14 protein-coding genes and 1 pseudogene are annotated in these 15,855 nt (G+C 56.2%); 9 read left to right on the top strand and 6 right to left on the bottom strand.

The features are described from left to right. Nucleotides 1-76 precede the first annotated feature (76 nt). On the top strand, nucleotides 77-1,021 hold the full coding sequence (locus tag RAL88_RS19320; RefSeq protein WP_306265685.1) for a LysR family transcriptional regulator: 945 nt from the start codon (nucleotides 77-79) through the stop codon (nucleotides 1,019-1,021). A 290-nt stretch (nucleotides 1,022-1,311) separates the two neighbouring features. Here the strand turns inward: RAL88_RS19320 and RAL88_RS19315 are convergent, their stop codons facing one another. After that, nucleotides 1,312-1,677, bottom strand: a complete 366-nt coding sequence (locus RAL88_RS19315; protein ID WP_306265683.1) for a hypothetical protein — start codon at nucleotides 1,675-1,677, stop codon at nucleotides 1,312-1,314. A 320-nt stretch (nucleotides 1,678-1,997) separates the two neighbouring features. On the opposite strand from RAL88_RS19315, the gene RAL88_RS19310 reads away from it, so the two are divergent. Beyond that, on the top strand, nucleotides 1,998-3,161 hold the full coding sequence (locus RAL88_RS19310; RefSeq protein ID WP_306265681.1) for a PLP-dependent aspartate aminotransferase family protein: 1,164 nt from the start codon (nucleotides 1,998-2,000) through the stop codon (nucleotides 3,159-3,161). A gap of 38 nt (nucleotides 3,162-3,199) precedes the next feature. Further along, the gene (locus RAL88_RS19305) at nucleotides 3,200-3,511 is read left to right on the top strand and encodes a hypothetical protein (protein WP_306265679.1); all 312 of its coding nucleotides are present in this window, start codon (nucleotides 3,200-3,202) and stop codon (nucleotides 3,509-3,511) included. 248 nt (nucleotides 3,512-3,759) lie between these two features. Here RAL88_RS19305 and RAL88_RS19300 read toward each other — a convergent pair whose 3' ends face one another. Both RAL88_RS19300 and RAL88_RS19295 read right to left on the bottom strand, forming a co-directional pair. Beyond that, entirely contained in the window at nucleotides 3,760-4,194 is a 435-nt protein-coding gene (locus tag RAL88_RS19300) for a type II toxin-antitoxin system HicB family antitoxin (protein WP_306265677.1), read from the bottom strand. 12 nt (nucleotides 4,195-4,206) lie between these two features. Next, nucleotides 4,207-4,356 (bottom strand): annotated as a pseudogene (locus RAL88_RS19295) (addiction module toxin, HicA family); the annotation flags it as partial. 853 nt (nucleotides 4,357-5,209) lie between these two features. Between RAL88_RS19295 and RAL88_RS19290 the strand changes: the two are divergent. Together RAL88_RS19290 and RAL88_RS19285 are read left to right on the top strand one after the other, a co-directional pair. Then, complete coding sequence (locus tag RAL88_RS19290; protein WP_306269765.1) at nucleotides 5,210-6,382, top strand: PLP-dependent aminotransferase family protein; 1,173 nt, start codon at nucleotides 5,210-5,212, stop codon at nucleotides 6,380-6,382. A gap of 33 nt (nucleotides 6,383-6,415) precedes the next feature. Next, the gene (locus RAL88_RS19285) at nucleotides 6,416-6,952 is read left to right on the top strand and encodes a gamma-glutamylcyclotransferase family protein (RefSeq protein ID WP_306265676.1); all 537 of its coding nucleotides are present in this window, start codon (nucleotides 6,416-6,418) and stop codon (nucleotides 6,950-6,952) included. Nucleotides 6,953-6,990: 38 nt separating this feature from the next. Here the strand turns inward: RAL88_RS19285 and RAL88_RS19280 are convergent, their stop codons facing one another. From RAL88_RS19280 to RAL88_RS19270, 3 genes are read right to left on the bottom strand one after another with little or no spacing between them, the layout of a single operon-like run. Then, entirely contained in the window at nucleotides 6,991-7,587 is a 597-nt protein-coding gene (locus tag RAL88_RS19280) for a TIGR00730 family Rossman fold protein (protein WP_306265675.1), read from the bottom strand. Then, entirely contained in the window at nucleotides 7,584-8,969 is a 1,386-nt protein-coding gene (locus RAL88_RS19275) for a dipeptidase (RefSeq protein ID WP_306265674.1), read from the bottom strand. The genes RAL88_RS19280 and RAL88_RS19275 overlap by 4 nt, the downstream gene beginning before the upstream one ends. Before the next feature lie 17 nt (nucleotides 8,970-8,986). Then, nucleotides 8,987-10,630: a helicase HerA-like domain-containing protein gene (locus RAL88_RS19270; RefSeq protein ID WP_306265673.1), complete on the bottom strand. Its 1,644-nt coding sequence runs from the start codon at nucleotides 10,628-10,630 to the stop codon at nucleotides 8,987-8,989. A gap of 227 nt (nucleotides 10,631-10,857) precedes the next feature. Between RAL88_RS19270 and RAL88_RS19265 the strand changes: the two genes are divergently transcribed. The 4 genes from RAL88_RS19265 (at nucleotide 10,858) to scpA (ending at nucleotide 15,791) form a co-directional block, all read left to right on the top strand. Further along, the gene (locus tag RAL88_RS19265; RefSeq protein ID WP_306265671.1) at nucleotides 10,858-11,238 is read left to right on the top strand and encodes a DUF2267 domain-containing protein; all 381 of its coding nucleotides are present in this window, start codon (nucleotides 10,858-10,860) and stop codon (nucleotides 11,236-11,238) included. A 62-nt stretch (nucleotides 11,239-11,300) separates the two neighbouring features. Continuing rightward, nucleotides 11,301-11,711, top strand: a complete 411-nt coding sequence (locus tag RAL88_RS19260; RefSeq protein WP_306265669.1) for a DUF4332 domain-containing protein — start codon at nucleotides 11,301-11,303, stop codon at nucleotides 11,709-11,711. Between the two features lie 172 nt (nucleotides 11,712-11,883). After that, nucleotides 11,884-13,644, top strand: a complete 1,761-nt coding sequence (locus RAL88_RS19255) for a methylmalonyl-CoA mutase family protein (RefSeq protein ID WP_306265668.1) — start codon at nucleotides 11,884-11,886, stop codon at nucleotides 13,642-13,644. Then, nucleotides 13,641-15,791 carry a methylmalonyl-CoA mutase gene (gene scpA, locus RAL88_RS19250; RefSeq protein ID WP_306265666.1) on the top strand — a complete coding sequence of 717 codons (2,151 nt, stop codon included), beginning with the start codon at nucleotides 13,641-13,643 and terminating at the stop codon, nucleotides 15,789-15,791. Before RAL88_RS19255 ends, scpA begins: the two co-directional genes overlap by 4 nt. Nucleotides 15,792-15,855 lie beyond the last annotated feature (64 nt).

Below are 15,855 nucleotides of genomic sequence, written 5' to 3'. Positions count from 1 at the left end.
AAGCTGAGTCAGAATAGGGCTTTCCATGATGAAAGAAAAATGAATTAATGAACAAAACCGATGAGAGAAAGTAATCATGACAATCGGATCAATCCGGATGCTGCGGCACTTTGTGGCCGCCTGTCAGAGTGAAAACCTGCATAAAGCGGCCAAAGCGCAATGCCTGTCTCAATCAGCCATTACCAAAAGTATCCGGCAGCTTGAAAGCAATCTGGGTGTTCAGCTTCTTGTCCGAACGTCCAGAGGCGTCACGCCCACCCTGTATGGCAAGGCACTTTACGACCGGGCAAGACGCGTCGAAGTGGAATGTGACCTGATTGAAAAAGAATTGTCGGAAATGGCCAGCGGACACGGCGGCCAGCTTAGGATTGGTGCCGGTTCGGTCTGGTCATCAATGTTCCTGCCCAGAGTGCTGGCCCGTTTATACACCGAACGCCCGCGGGCACAGTTTACGGTTCTGCGGAGTTCCGGCGCACGCTTCGCAGATCAGTTTGAAAAAGACGAGATTGATATTGGCGTCGGTGCGTTTGACGCCTTTATGGATTACTCCGATACGAATTCAGCTGATTTTGTCTGCGAACCGCTGTCAGAGGTCAGTACATCGTTCTTTGCCCATTGCGACCACCCGCTGCATAAATTGCCATATGCGCAACCGAAAGATCTGAATGCCTATCCCTATGCGGCCTTCCGCCAGGATCGTGAATTGCAAAGCCGGGTCGGACGCTATTTCGCACATCATGGATTAATGCAGCCGCACGCGGCACTTGTGTCCGACTCAATCTCCGGTGTCATGGAGATATTGAAGGTTTCACCGATGATCACATGTCTGCCCACCCCGTTGGCTGATATCGCATCTGCATTCGGCGCAGCGGCTATACGCACTAAAGAAAGCCCATGGATTATCAAGACCGGAATTATGCATCGAAAAGCCGGGCTTGGTTATCAGTTGCTGGATGATCTGGTAAAGGAATTACGCAGAGAAAGTGCCGCATTTGCCCATCGAAACGGGCTGCAGATTTGAACGTAAGAACTTTCAAAGAGACCAGCGCCGCGGACCCGAACTGAGAATTCAAAAACCAACTGAAGTCTATCGCTCCTGCCCTGCCTCACCCGGACATTACGCTTCACTGACAAGAATATCAGCGCGATTATTGCAGCGCGTCAGGGGCCGGAGCGTTTCATGACTGGTGAGCCGTCTGACCGGATGTTGCCGAACCGGTGTTCGTTTCAAGACACCGAACGGGAACTAAAATTCAATTTTGGCGGGTTTTATGCTATAGAACTCGCGCTCTGTTAGATTGTACGCAAACATTAAGGAGGGTTGATGTTATGCAACAGGATGTTGAGCGCGTTCGGGCGGAAACGCTTGCCGGCATGAAAGACTTGTTTGGCGATGACATGCCGGACGATCTGGATTTGTCCTATATAACTGCTGAACTTATTGAGACCTATGAGAAGCAGTCCAAGGATAAAGATCCCAAAGCCATGAAGGAATCTGAGGAAGGTTTCCCAGAGGAAAATCCAAAACTCCAGGCGCAGAACTGGTGTTTTTACGGTCATCACCTGACCAAGAACGGGGCGTGGTGGCACTGGCAGAACGGCAATCCCAATAATGGCTGCGATGCGCGGCATCACACTTGCCGGCCTGGTCATTTCTGGAGGTTCCAGATCACCCAATCAGCGCCTATCAAATGCGCAAGAGTAGCCAGAAACCCGGCTTTCTGTGGCAATTGAATGAACGGACTCACGGGCGTCTGAGTCAGGGACGGCGATGTCAGGGAGCGACCATATCAGGCTGGCTGGGCTTTGACACCGCCTGTCCGGGCGGGTGATTTTGATCGATATTGCTGCGCAGCGGTTCCCGGTGTGCACGGTCAGGCATCCGCAACGGGCTGACTTTGGCAGTCACATTCAGAAAACTTGCATGCAGAAAAATTCTGCGGGATATGCAAGATGTGACTTTGCTTTCAATCAGTCGACCACCGCGGACGCCCCCTATGACATCAAAACGCAACAGAACCTTCTCTCCGGCGACCCGCATTGCTCAGGCGTTGCGGTTTATTGACGAGGAAACCGGCGCGGTCGTACCGGCCATTCAGCCGGCTGCGACCTATGCGCGGGATGAGAATTACGAAACTCGCAAACCCTACTGGTACAGACGCGACGGCAACCAGACCACGGCCCATGCGGAGGCCATTATTGCCGAGTTGGAGAGCGCCGCCGAGAGCTTGCTGTTTGCTTCGGGCATGTCAGCTGCCACGGCAGTGATCGACCAATTGCCTGCCGGAGCCCATGTTGTGGTGCCTCGTGTGATGTATCACGGTGTGCTGGCCCAGTTTCAGAAATATGACGCGCTGAAGCGGCTGTCGGTCAGTTACTATGCCGCCGGCGATCTGGTGGAACTGGAAGAAGCCATGCGCCAGGGTGAAACCCGTCTGGTGTGGGTGGAAACCCCCAACAATCCGGAATGGGAGGTGACCGATATCGCAGCTGCTGCAAAGATTGCCCATAACGCCGGCGCGTTGCTGCTGACCGATTGTACCGGCACGCCGCCCTGCTCCACCCGGGCGCTGGATTTCGGTGCCGATATCTCGTTTCATTCCGCAACAAAATATCTCAACGGCCATTCCGATATCACAGCAGGCGTGTTGTCGGTCCGCGAGACCGGCGCGCTCTGGGATGACATTTGTATGGTGCGCAAATTACATGGCACCGTGCTGCACTCCTTCGATGCCTGGCTGCTGATCCGCGGCATGCGCACCCTGTTTTTGCGGGTTGAAAAGGCAACCCGAAATGCACTGGCGGTTGCCCGTCACTTCGAACATCATCCCAGGCTGGAAAAGGTTTTGTATCCCGGCCTGCCTTCCCATCCCGGTCATGCGGTCGCGCAGCGCCAGACAGGAGGACAGTTCGGCGGTATGTTGTCGATTATCGTCAAGGGGTCGAAGCAGACGGCGATTGATGTGACGCGCTATTGCGAGTTGTTTTATCCTGCGACCTCGCTGGGCGGCGTGGAATCCTTGATCGAACACCGGATGACGGTGTCGGGTCCCGGTTTCCCGGTGCACCCGCGTCTGCTGAGATTGTCGATCGGAATTGAGGATGCGGATGACCTGATCTATGATCTGGAACAGGCGCTGACGCGGGCAAATGGCGGATGAAACTGACAGGATTTTAGATCAAAAGCGGAGACTTCAACATGACGGAAAGCGAAATGCGGTTGGCCGGTGACAACTATCTGGTTCTGTCTGACGGTGATAAATCCTGCGTGGCAGGTGTCATTGAACATGAAGATTCCAAACAGATGACAACAATCGGCAGTCCTCATGATGTTTTTTATCAGGCTTTGGAGGCACTGGATTGGGCAGAAAAATTACCGGTGCCGGATCAATTGAAGGAGTTCGATTTCTGTGCATGCTGGACACTCACGCCACTGGGCCGTCATATGCTGCCGGAATTTCTGCCCGCAGTGATTGAGCGACACCGCCATGAAGCGTCACGGCGGTCCTGAAATACAAATGTGTCTATATGCATGCGTCTATATGCATGCCTGGGGGACCTGGTCAGAGGCCAAGGCTGGCGTCAGAAAGAGGATGGCATTCTACAATTATAAGTGCCCGCACTCCACACTTGGCGGCAAGTCGCCAGCCGTGGTCTATTGGCACAGAAATGAAACAACCCAACCCGATCAGCAGGTGCAGAGAGTAGTTTAATTCACGCCGAGAACTGTCCAAACGATGGGGAGTAGCTCAGTGTAGCTTATGCCGCTTTCAGTGCGGGCACGTTCACTTCCAGTGTCACGCCTAGAGCCGTAAAAGCAGCTTCTATGGAATCCATTTTGGAATTGTGATCAAGCCTAAAGAGCCTATCAACGTGCTCACGCTGGCAGCCAAGGGCGCGCTTTAAATCGGCACGGGTCCAGCCCTGCGAACGCAGCTGCATATGAAGACCGGCCTTCAGTATCACCATAACGGGCATCTGCACGAAATGACCTTTGCTTGGGGCCTCACGCATAGGAAAAGGAATATCTTCACCACGCGCAATTCTACCGGCGATAGCTTCTTCAATCGCATCACGAACGTTTCGGAGCGCCGATTCTGTATCATCACCAAAGGAAACAACCTCATCAAAGGCAGTCGCCGTAACAAGCCAGGTATCATTGTCGTCTGGGCGAATATCAACTTCATACCACATATCAAACTCCGTTCACTTAAGTCCCAAATCCTTCTTTATCTTATTCACGAGACCGGTTCCTAACTCTTTACTGGACCCGTGCATTGGTAGTTGAGACGTAAAATTCTCACGCCTTACGGTCAAGTGGCCGCTGCCGCCATGGTGGCTTTCGAATGAGCAGCCTTGTTTTTTAAGCTATTTTCTCAGTTCTTGAGCGTTCATAAAGGTGATTTAGTCAACACAAGTGTGGAAGTCAACACAGGTGTGGAGTGCGTTTAAACGGGTCTAGACCGTTCGGGGCCGTTTACGAAATGAAAACAAGGACATATGCAAATTCGTTACAGTTGGCGATTTTATCCTGAAATTTCGTCCATATCTCCGGAACGTTCTTTTGCATATTCACCAAATCCTTTGAAGCACGGTGAAACACCGGTTCGCTGTTATTGTGATCGTCCAGCAGCGATAGAGCGTCATCAGTTGTTGGATCGGCACAGGTCCATGCAGCATAATTATCTGGCTTCAGGATCACAGGCATACGGTGGTGTAAATACTCATTGTTGGTCTATGGTGGTGCAGTGATGGTTGTACAGGAAGTGCCGAAATCCTTGTGATGGCTCCAAAGGCCGGCAAAGCTGAATATCGATCACACGGGCATATGAATTAACCACGGCAAGCGATCCGTCATTGGCCCGGCACGTTCAGACGACCGTCTTCAAGGCAGGCGAGAAAACCTGAATAGTGTTGGTAAATCTCTCGTCACGAAAATGGGCATGACAAGCGCACCGCACATTGGCAAAGCCCTCCCTATTTCATCCGCACCATCACAGGCAAGGCGCTTCAGATGCTGGTTTTGCGGATAATCTGTGCGACACTTGATTTGCTGACCTGCCGGTCCAGGCACACATAATTCAGCCGCACCAAATTTAAGTCAGTAATATTGACATATATCAGCTTCCGTGTCCTTTTGGACCAGCCTAAAGCCAGGAGGAATGCGGCAGTGGAGTGGGAACATATACTGGCCTCGCGGTCGCAGCGGATGAGGGCGTCGGAAATTCGGGAATTGCTGAAACTGCTGGACCAGCCCGACATCATCTCATTTGCCGGTGGCATTCCTGACCCCGCGCTGTTCCCGGCCGAAGCGTTCCAGAACGCTTTCACCAGCATTCTCTCCGCCGAACGCCAGAAACAGGCGCTGCAATATTCCGTCTCTGAAGGCTACCTGCCGTTGCGGGCCTGGATTGCCGGGCAAATGCAGCAGCTTGGCATTCCCTGCAGCGTGGACAATATTCTGATCACCTCCGGATCGCAGCAGGCGCTTGATTACCTTGGCAAACTGTTCCTGTCACCGCACGATACGGCGCTCGTCAACTGGCCGACCTATCTCGGCGCACTGGGTGCGTTCAACGCCTATGAGCCGGAATATGACCGGCTGCTGGCGAACAGCAATCGGCTTCCAGACGATTACCGGGCGGCTGCCAGCGCCAGAGGCGGTGCCGTCAAATTCGCCTATTGTTCGGCCGATTTTGCCAATCCCACCGGCGAAACACTTGATCTTTCGGCACGCAATGACATTCTCAATCTGGCTGAAGATCTGGACATTGCCATTATCGAAGATGCGGCCTATCAATCGCTGCGCTACGATGGTGAGGCAGTTGCGCCGATCCTTGCGCTGGATGTTGCGCGCAGCGGCTCAATCGAGGCCTGCCGTACAATTTATTGCGGCAGCTTTTCCAAGACACTGGCGCCGGGGCTGCGCGTGGGCTGGGTCTGTGCGGCCCAGCCGGTGATATCAAAACTTGTACTGATCAAGCAGTCATCGGACCTTCACACGCCAACACTCAATCAAATGGCAATCGCCGATGTGGCCAGCGCCTGTTTCAGCAGCCAGGTTGATAAGGTGCGCGCGGTCTATGGCGCGCGGCGGGATCGAATGCTGCAGGCACTGGCAATCCACATGCCGGACACGGTTCAATGGACGCGACCGGAAGGCGGGATGTTTATCTGGCTGACCTTGCCCGGCCATTTGAATGGTGGAGACTTGCTGGCCAGAGCGCTGCGGACACACAAGCTGGCCTTTGTTCCGGGCCAGGCTTTCTTTGCTGACGGTTCCGGCGCCAACAGCCTGCGCCTCAATTTCACGCGGATCGATGAAGCGACTATTGATGAAGGCATCAAGCGGCTGGGAAGTGTGTTAAAAGGGGCTGTTTGAACCACATTTTCGGCACCTATTTCGGCACTTATGATGCATAAGCATATTTTCTCCTATGGCTCAAACCTGCTGCTGGCGCGGCTCACGGTCCGCGTTCCCTCGGCGCGGTTTATCGCCAGGGGCACCCTGGCCGGCCACACACTGCGCTGGCACAAGGCGGGCCAGGACGGCTCCGGCAAATGTGATGCTTTTTTCACTGGTGATCCTGCAGATCGTCTGTGGGGCGGCGTGTTTGAAATTGCCTCTTCAGACAAGCATCTGCTGGACAGGGTGGAGGGGCTTGGCAGCGGCTATGATGAGAAACATGCTGAAATTGAGTGCCTGCAGAATGGTCAGAACCCGCTTGTCCTCAAGGCCAGTTATTACACAGCGCTGACAACCGACCCCGATGCCAGACCGTTTGCCTGGTACAAGGCGTTTGTCGTGGCCGGAGCCCGCGAATGCGGCCTGCCGGCATCGCATCTGGAAACGCTGCACTCTGTCGCTGCTATCAGAGATCCGGACAGACCGCGCAATGCCGGAAACCGTGCTCTGCTGCCACGGGTTTTCAAGGAAAAACGAAAGTCGTGAGCATCGATTGCAAGATCGTCAGTTGATCGCCAAACCGATCAGGTCTCTTCCCGCTCGACCCATTTTGGCAGATCCGGCGCGTCGTAACTGGCAAAGGCCCGCAATATGTCGTCGGCATCGTCGCTGAAAATGGCCATGTCGCGATGTCCCTTGCGGACAAAGCCCTCAGAGGATTGATGGTCGAGAAAGGCGCAGAGCGGATCGTAGAAACCGGCGACGTTCAAAAACGCGAGAGGCTTGGCGTGATGGCCAAGCTGCGCCCAGGTCCAGATTTCAAAAATCTCCTCCAGCGTGCCGACACCGCCGGGCATTGCGATAAAGCCATCCGACAGATCCTCCATCAGCGCCTTACGCTCATGCATTGAGGAGACCTCATGCAATTCCGACAGATCCTTGTGAGCGATTTCCTTGTCGAGCAGTGCCTTCGGCATCACACCGATAACATGGCCACCGGTTTGCAGCGCGGCGTCTGCCACCGCGCGCATCAGGCCTACGGCCGCTCCGCCATAAACCAGTTCGTAATCATGGGCGGCGATGCTGCGGCCCAGAGCGGCCGCCGCCTCCAGATAGGCCGGATCATTGCCGGGGTTTGACCCGCAAAACACACAGATGCGTTTCAAAGCGTTGGTGGTCATTTCGCCAGAGCCTCCATGACCCGTGCCCAGGAGCGGATACCCTTGTGGAAACTGGTCAGATTATATTTCTCATTGGGACTGTGAATACTGTCGTCATCAAGCCCGAAGCCGATCAGCAATGTGTCCATATCCAGCACGCGCTTGAACTCGCCGACAATCGGAATCGAGCCCCCCATACCCATCAGAACCGCCTGTTTGGGCCATTCATCGGTCAATGCCTGCTGCGCTTTAACAATCTCGGGCATGTCGCGCGCCAGAGAGAACGCCCGGTCATTGCCGTAACCGGTGAACTCGACGCTGCAATCTACCGGTAATCGACTTTTCACATAGGCGCGAAATGCAGCCTGAATGGCCTTTGGATCCTGTTCGCCCACCAGGCGGAACGAGACTTTGGCAGAGGCTTTTGACGCGATCACCGTCTTGGCACCGGCACCGGTATAGCCGCCGATGATGCCATTGACGTCACAGCTTGGCCGCGACCAGATTTGTTGCAGGGCCGGATAGCCGCTCTCGCCCGCCGGTTGCGACAGACCGACGGCACCAAGAAACGCATCGGCATCAAAATTCAGTGCATCCCAGCTTGCGGCAATATCCGGTGCAAGTTCACTCACACCATCGTAAAATCCAGGCAGAGTGATGCGGCCATCATCATCATGCAGACCAGCCAGGATTTTCGACAGAACCCGGATCGGGTTCTGTGCCGCACCGCCATACAGGCCGGAGTGCAGATCACGGCGCGCCGCCGTGACGACAACTTCTTCATAAACCATACCGCGCAGCATCGTATCAATCGCCGGGGTGGCTGCATCATACATATTGGTATCGCAAACCAGGGCAAAATCGGCACGCAATTCACCGGCATTGGCCTTCAGAAATGCGTCGAGGCTGGGGCTGCCGGATTCTTCCTCGCCCTCGAACAGCATGGTGATGCGCAACGGCAGCTGACCATGTTCAGACATAAAGGCGCGACAGGCTTCGAGGAAGGTCAGCAATTGACCCTTGTCATCCGCCGCGCCTCGGGCAAAGACCTGCCGGACACCATTGACGACGCGGATTTCCGGCTCAAAGGGCGGCGTTTCCCACAACTCCACCGGATCGACCGGCTGGACATCATAATGGCCATAAAACAGCACATGGGGCGCATCATCACCGGCTGCGTGATTGCGGGCAATCACCATGGGATGACCGGGCGTATCGCGGCGCGAGGCTTCAAATCCCATGTCAGTCAGCTGGCTCACCAACCAGTCTGCCGCCCTGACACAATCTGTTGCATAGGCCGGATCGGTTGATATGGATGGCACCCGCAACAGATCGAACCAGCGCGCAACACTGGCATCCAAATCCGCGTCAATGCGGTCAAGAACCACGTCAAGCTTTGTCATTTGATTATTTCCTGCTTTTAGAATCCGCGTTTCAGCGAGCCCAGAATGCCGCGCACCAGAGCGCGGCCAAGCTGGGTGCTGACCGAGCGCACCACCGACTTCATGGCGGCCTCGGTCACGGTCTGGCGATTGCTGGAGCGGCGCCGCGGCTTTGACGCGGTTTTGCTGCGTGACCGTTTGGTTGGCCGGTCATCGCGATAGGTGCGGCGGCGGCGGCTTGAAGTTGAGCGACCGTCCTCATCGTCACCATCAAAATCCGGCAGGGTGAACCCGGTCCGCGAGCGCCGCATGCGACCACCCTCTTCGCGCTCTTCATCTTCCAGCTCGCGCTTTTTCTGTTCTTTCTGCAACAGATCCTCAGCGCGTTTTTTCAGGATCTCATGGGCGGATTCCCGATCGACCGTCTCGTCATACTGACCGAATACCGGGCTGTTCTGAATGATTGTTTTCCGCTCCTGCGGCGTGATCGGTGCCATGCGCGAGGATGGCGGGCGCATCAACGTGCGCTGAACAATCGATGGCACGCCCTTCTTCATCAATGTGGAAACCAGCGCCTCACCAACGCCCAGATTGGTGATGACTTCAAAAGCGTCGAATTCAGGGTTGGGCCGAAATGTGTCAGCTGCGGTTTTGACGGCCTTGCGCTCGCGCGGTGTATAGGCCCGCAAAGCATGCTGCACGCGGTTGCCCAATTGCGCCAGTACGCTATCGGGAACATCCAGCGGGTTTTGCGTGACAAAGAACACGCCGACCCCTTTGGAGCGGATGAGTTTGACCACCTGCTCGACTTTTGTCAGCAGAATTTTCGGCGCTTCATCAAACAACAGATGCGCTTCATCAAAGAAGAATACCAGGCGCGGCTTGTCAGGATTGCCGACTTCCGGCAATTGCTCGAACAGCTCTGACAGCAGCCACAGCAGAAAGGTTGCATACAGCCGCGGAGCCATCATCAGCTTGTCGGCTGCCAGAATGTGGACCAGCCCGCGTCCGTCCGGCGCTGTGCGCAACAAATCGGTGATGGCAAGCGCCGGCTCGCCGAAGAAATTCTCCGCGCCCTGCTGTTCAAGCACGAGCAACTGCCGCTGGATGGCACCGACCGAGGCTTTCGTCACATTGCCGTAACGCCCGGAAATTTCCTGCGCGCGCTCGGCCAGATTGGAGAGCAGCGATTGCAGATCTTTCAGATCGAGCAGCAACAGGCCTTCCTCATCGGCGATTTTGAAAGCAATGTTCAGCACGCCCTCCTGAGTCGCATTCAATTCCAGCAGCCGCGCCAGAAGCAGGGGTCCCATATCTGAAATGGTGGTGCGCACCGGGTGTCCCTGTTCGCCGAACAGGTCCCAGAATACGGTCGGAAAGGACTGATAGTCATAGGCCTCGGCAAATCCGATTGTCTCGGCGCGCGCTTCAAGGAAATCCTTGCTCTCACCAGCCATCGACAGTCCGGACAGATCGCCTTTGACATCGGCACAGAACACCGGAACACCCGCGCGCGAAAACCCCTCTGTCAGAATCTGCAGACTTACGGTTTTTCCGGTGCCGGTGGCGCCGGTAATCAGCCCGTGGCGATTAGCCAGCTTCAACTGCAGATATTCAGGATTGTTGATGCTGTCATCCGGGTGTCGGCTGGTGCCGAGATAGACTTGGCCTTCTTGATACATTTGCGGCTCTCCGAATTGTCCTGGTCCAAGGGCCGGCAGCCCGTGTGGCTTTGTTTCTGACACAGACACCTTCACGCCTCAACTTCCAATCTTGCAGCAATCCCGGAGCTTTGACCAAATTGCCGGTGAAAGCCCCTTGTCATGGCGCTGATTCTGTAGCCAAATAGTGTCATACTTCACAGATTCACCGGCAACCGGCGCATATCGGTTTACCACCAGGAGTATATATGCAGGATCTGATTCTCCGAATAGCCGAAAAGGCAGGTATCAACGAAGATATCGCCCGGCAGGCGGTCTCCATCATTTTAAGTTTTCTCGCAAAAGAAGGACCCGAGCCGGAAATCAAACAACTGCTGGATGCGGTTCCCGGTGCCAGAGAAATGGTGGATACCAGCGATTCTGGCGCTGGCGGAAGCGGACTTCTGGGCGGTATGTTCGGCGGCGGAGGGGTGATGGCGGTGTTCAATGAACTGACCGGACTTGGCCTTGAAATGGGCGAAGTCCAGACCGTCGCCAAGGAAACTCTGGACTATTCCAGAGAAAAGGCAGGGCGTGAAACGGTGGACGAAATTGTCCGCTCCATTCCAGGACTCAGCCAATTTATCTGATAGCGATTAATTCATGCCGATAAGGGCGATTCCACTTCGGCGTACTACCAAGGGAGATTAGCATGTCATCGTATTCCATCATCGACATTGAGGGCATTGGGCCGGCCTACGCCAAGAAGCTGCAGGGAATTGGTATTCGCACCACCAAAGCGCTGCTCGACCGGGCCAAGGATCCGAAAGGCCGCAAGGCGGTGGCGGAAGAATCCGGTCTTGATGCATCGCAGATCCTGAAATGGGCGAATATGTGCGATCTGATGCGGATCAAGGGTGTTGCCGAGGAATATTCCGAATTGCTGGAAGCGGCCGGCGTCGACACAGTCAAGGAATTGCGCAACCGCAACGCGGCAAACCTGGCCACCAAGATGGCCGAAGTGAATGCGGCAAAGAAACTTGTGCGGCTGGTGCCAAGCGAAAAATCTGTCGAGAAATGGGTGGCTCAGGCAAAAGCGCTGCCACCAACCATGACCTACTGATTTCCCTGCTTGCTATCACCGAAGGCGGCGCTGCGGCGGCGCCTTCTTGCCGGTCGCAGCGCGCCCTTGCATTTTTGATAACCGACCCGACCTTGGTTGGGCTTGCCCGGCTTCGTCGGCGGCTTTATCGTGACCGCACAAATTCCTCCAGCTGACAATCCCAGAGCGTAATATGGCGAATGCAGATTCCTCTCTGCGCAAGATCATCGAAGCCGAGCCGCAGGGCCGCAAATGGCTGGACCTTGTGACGCGTAGCACGGTTGCCGCATCGCGCGAAGAAGCCCTGCAACACCTAAGCGCGTGCACTGCCGACGGGATTGTCATTCCACCGATCTATCCCCTGACCGACCATTCGAACATGGCACCGTCGATTTGCGGCAGACACGGCCGGCCCTGGAAGACATTTACCCGCGTGGATCATCCCTCGCCGCAACAGGCCAACAGGCAATTGCTGAGCGATCTGGAACAGGGAGCCGACGGCGCTGTCCTGGTGTTGGCCGGTGCGGCTTCGGCCCATGGTTTCGGCATCGAAATCGACGACGATGCCGCCTTGGAAATGGTGTTGCAGAATGTCCTTGCCGATGCCACCAGCCTTCGCTTTGAAGGAATGACATTGGAGCAGTTCCACCGCTGGACCGGGATTTGTAAAAAACGCGGCTATGACCCGGCAAAGCTGGATGCGGCGTTCAGTTTCCAGTTGGCGCTGCCTGGCGTAAAGGGAGCGGTTGCGCCGCAGGCAGGCCTGATCGCCGATGCCACCCGATGGCACAATAAAGGCGCAAGCGCCGCAGTAGAACTGGGTCTGGCGCTGGGCCAGCTCGTGGCCATGATGCGGACGGCGAGCGAGGTCCATCCGGACACAGGCCTGTCCGCCACGCGCTGGAGCGCTGGTCTGAGCTGCGATGCGGACCAGTTCGAGACTGTCGCCAAATTCCGCGCCATGCGGCTGCTGTGGCGCAAGCTGACCGCAGTCCTCAATACCGGCAGCATCCCGCTCCACCTGCATGCTACGACCAGCTGGCGGATGATGAGCCGGCGCGACCCCTGGACCAACAGTCTGCGCAATACTGTGGCCGCCTTCTCTGCCGGCATTGGCGGCGCGGACAGTGTGACGGTGCTGCCGCATACCCAGCCGCTGGGGCTGCCGGACCGGTTTGCCAGACGGGTTGCACGCAATATCAGCCTCATTTTGCAGGAAGAAAGCCACCTTAGCAAAGTCAGTGACCCGGCGGCCGGAGCCGGCATCTATGACGCGCTGTCCCGCTCCCTGGCGGAACAGGCCTGGAACCATTTCCAGAGCATCGAAGCGGCAGGCGGATTTTTCGCCTTTACCGACAGCGGCGGCGCGCGTGCGATGATTAAATCCAGCCGGACCGTCCGGCTGGCGGATATGGCATCACGCAAAATCGTGTCTATCGGCAACAGCCATTTCGCCAGGCTCGATGAACCGGTACTCGATACGCTGATGTCGCGTCCGCTTGAGCCTGCGGATGAAGATTTTGGTGATCTGCGTGATAGCCTGCTGTTTGAGCATCTGTGCTGCCGGGCGCAGGCTCTGTCGCTCAACCGGGAGGCAGCAGTTTTGCTGATCTGTCTGGGAGAGCCGAAACGCCACAAGCCCCGCGAAGGATTTGCCAGCGATTTTTTTACCGCCGGCGGTCTGAACACAACAAGTCTGGCACTCTCAGTGGATGGCGACATCAATACCTATCAGGCCGATCAGACGCCCATCGTCTGCCTGTGCGGTTCAGATGATGACTATGACAGTGCGGCGGGCACACTGGTATCCGGCTTGAGAACAGAAGGGGCGCAACACATTCTGCTCGCAGGCCGGCATGATCTGGCAGGCGTCGATGACAGGATTTTCAGCGGTTGCAATGCAGTTGCGGTGCTCGACACCACCCTGTCGCTGCTGGAGGAGCGGGTGCGATGAGATTTCCCGATTTTACCGCAATCAGTTTTGACATTCCCGATGAAGTGCCGGCCGTTGAAAACAGCATCTGGACCACGCCGGAAGGCATCGACATTTTTGCGCTGAACGGGCCGGATTCCATCGAGGGACTGAGCCATCTTGATGGATGGCCGGGCCTGCCGCCTTATCTGCGCGGCCCCTACCCCACTATGTATGTCGAGCGGCCCTGGACGATCCGGCAATATGCCGGATTTTCCACAGCCCAGGAAAGCAATGCGTTCTACCGGCGCAATCTGGCCGCAGGTCAGAAGGGCCTGTCGATCGCTTTCGATCTGGCGACCCATCGCGGCTATGACAGTGACCATGAACGGGTGGCAGGCGACGTTGGCATGGCCGGTGTTGCAATCGATTCCATACTCGATATGGAACAGCTTTTCGACGGAATTCCGCTGGACCAGATGTCGGTCTCAATGACCATGAACGGTGCCGTTCTGCCGGTTCTGGCGCTTTATATTGTTGCCGCTGAAGAACAGGGCGTTGCCCAAAAAGACCTCACCGGAACCATTCAGAATGACATTTTGAAAGAGTTCATGGTGCGCAACACCTATATTTATCCGCCCGCACCGTCGATGCGGATCATCGCTGATATTTTTTCCTATACCAGCCGGGAGATGCCGAAATTCAACTCCATTTCGATTTCCGGCTATCATATGCAGGAGGCCGGAGCCACGGCTGATCTGGAACTCGCCTATACGCTGGCAGATGGTCTGGAATATATCGATGCCGGGATCAGCGCCGGCATGGATGTTGACGTGTTTGCGCCACGGCTTTCGTTTTTCTGGGCGGTGGGCATGAATTTTTTCATGGAAGTTGCAAAGCTGCGCGCCGCACGCCTGTTGTGGTCGCAATTGCTGGCGGAAAAATTTCAACCGAAAAATCCCAAATCGCTCGCGCTTCGCACCCATTGCCAGACCTCCGGCTGGTCGCTGACGGCACAGGATGTTTTCAACAATGTGGCCAGAACCTGCGTCGAGGCGATGGCCGCCACCCAGGGCCACACCCAATCGCTGCACACCAATTCGCTGGATGAAGCGCTGGCCCTGCCGACGGATTTTTCTGCCCGGATTGCGCGCAATACGCAATTGCTGCTGCAGATGGAAAGCGGCACGACACGAACCATCGATCCCTGGGGTGGATCATATTTCGTAGAAAAGCTGACCCATGATCTGGCCGCAAAGGCGCTGGCACATATTCGCGAAATTGAAGAGCTCGGCGGCATGGCAAAGGCGATTGAGCAGGGTCTGCCGAAAATGCGCATTGAGGAAGCCGCCGCCAGAACGCAGGCGCGGATTGATGCCGGGCAGCAGATTGTCGTCGGCGTCAACAAATACCGTCCCGAAAGCGACCCGCCGATTGAGGTGCTGAAGGTTGACAACAAATCCGTACGCGCCCAGCAGCTTGAAAAACTGCACCGGCTGCGCGCCAACAGAAATGAAGCTGAAACGCAGGCGGCACTGGACGATCTGGCAGCTGCGGCGGCAGGATCGGGCAACCTGCTGGCGGCCTGCATCGCGGCGGCGCGGGCGCGGGCCACAGTTGGCGAAATATCCGATGCGATGGAGCAGACCTTTGGCCGTCACCACGCCGAGGTCAAAACCATTTCAGGGGTTTACCGGCAGGAGGTCGGAGCTATGAACGAACAGGTCCGCACCGTACTGGAAATGACCGCCCAATTTGAAAGCGATGACGGGCGGCGTCCGCGTATCCTGGTGGCCAAGGTCGGTCAGGACGGCCATGACCGGGGCCAGAAGGTGATCGCCTCCGCCTTTGCCGATCTTGGCTTTGATGTGGATGTCGGCCCGCTCTTCGCGACACCACAGGAAGCCGCCCGTCAGGCGGTGGAAAACGACGTTCACGTGATCGGTGTTTCGTCCCTCGCCGCTGGCCATCTGTCGCTGGTTCCGGCGGTGCGCGAGGCACTCAACGCAGCCGGTCGGGACGATATTATGGTAGTTGTCGGCGGCGTCGTTCCGCCGCAGGATTTTGACGCCCTGTATGAGGCCGGCGCCAGCGCCATTTTTCCACCGGGCACGATCATCGCCGAGGCGGCGGAGAAACTTCTTACCGATTTGAACAAACGGCGCGGATATGGCAGGGCTGCTTCCTGAGTGACTTTTGCCACCGAACCGGCACAGGATTTGTGCTTCCATCGCCAAACTGAAAAGCCGAAAC

The sequence above is a fragment of the Pararhizobium sp. IMCC3301 genome, assembly GCF_030758315.1.
Classification (GTDB): domain Bacteria; phylum Pseudomonadota; class Alphaproteobacteria; order Rhizobiales.
This window is presented reverse-complemented; position numbering and strand designations above follow the sequence as displayed.